At 49.5% G+C, this 697-nt stretch carries 1 protein-coding gene; it reads right to left on the reverse strand.

Features of this window, described 5'->3' with window-relative positions:
- Nucleotides 1–15: 15 nt before the first annotated feature.
- A complete protein-coding gene (locus ACQE3M_RS16355) occupies nt 16–648 on the reverse strand; it encodes an IS6 family transposase (RefSeq protein ID WP_430506587.1) in 633 nt (210 codons plus the stop codon).
- Nucleotides 649–697 lie beyond the last annotated feature (49 nt).

A 697-nucleotide genomic window follows, 5' to 3' on the forward strand; every position in this document is an offset into this window, starting at 1 on the left:
CCCGGTCGTGTTAACTTAAGCATGATTCCACCAGACGGCGAAGGCCTGCAACCATGTTTCCGCGGTCGGTGGGTCAACGTGGCTAAAACAGTTTGAAAATGAAGAGGTCCTTCGTTCTACCTCTCTAAAAACACGTTCAATCTGATTCCGAAGACCGTCGATCTCGATGCGGTACTCGAATCCTTCATTTCGGAGACCGGATTCGAGCTCACGTGCATCATCGATGAGAAACACGGCGTCTGAGACGTCGTGTTTCTCGGCTAATTCCCGGAGAAACTGTTGCGTTAAGTAGATAGAATAGGTTTGGAAGAGACGTATATGCAGAATTCGGTTAGTTAACGGATTGACGGCAGCATACAGCCAGTATCGATCGTTGTTGACCTGGATCATTTTCTGGTCGAGAGCGACATGATCCGGACTCACCTTTTCAGCCGGCTGTAGATCGGCCTTTTGCACCCAGTTATGAACTGCAGTTCGACTCCGTTTGACACCAAAATCCTCAAGAAGCGTAACTGTATTCGATAATGATAGTCCAGCAAGGTGGTAACGAATACCCTTTTCAATGATCTCGCGTGGTGTCCGCTCTCGCTCCACAAACTCCAAGTCAATCCAGTCGGTAGACTCGGTGAGGCGGGCGGTTTCTGGCATAGGCACTAGAAGATCCTCCCGCCTCATCCTTAACTTAACACCGCGGAAA

Source organism: Halosubterraneus shenae, assembly GCF_050510935.1.
In the GTDB taxonomy this organism is placed as follows: domain Archaea; phylum Halobacteriota; class Halobacteria; order Halobacteriales; family Haloferacaceae; genus JBDGPU01.

What these genes read in the sequence shown, in the direction of transcription:
- ACQE3M_RS16355 (WP_430506587.1), bottom strand. Translation starts at nt 648, where the DNA reads ATGCCAGAAACCGCCCGCCTCACCGAGTCTACCGACTGGATTGACTTG.